We start from the raw sequence: 273 nt of genomic DNA, 5'->3' as shown, positions 1-273 counted from the left end.
GAAACCCATGCCATTCAGGCGGCGATGCATGCGGTGCAGCAGCACCGCGAGACCGTGCAGCCGATCCGCGAGAAGACCGGCGGCTCGACCTTCAAGAACCCGGAAGGCACATCCGCCTGGAAGGAAATCGACGCGGCGGGCGGTCGCGGCCTGATGATCGGCGGTGCACAGATGTCGCCGATGCACTGCAATTTCATGATCAATACCGGCACGGCCAGCGGTCATGACCTTGAAACCCTCGGCGAGACGATCCGCTCACTCGTGCTGCAAAAC

At 62.6% G+C, this 273-nt stretch carries 1 pseudogene; it reads left to right on the top strand.

Going from position 1 to position 273, the window contains the following annotated elements:
- Nucleotides 1-273 (top strand): annotated as a pseudogene (locus Ga0451573_RS19200) (UDP-N-acetylmuramate dehydrogenase); the annotation flags it as partial.

It is taken from the genome of Phosphitispora fastidiosa, from assembly GCF_019008365.1.
Lineage (GTDB): Bacteria > Bacillota > Thermincolia > Thermincolales > UBA2595 > Phosphitispora > Phosphitispora fastidiosa.
Note: the sequence above shows the minus strand (reverse complement) of the source record. Positions and strands in the feature narration are given on the sequence as shown.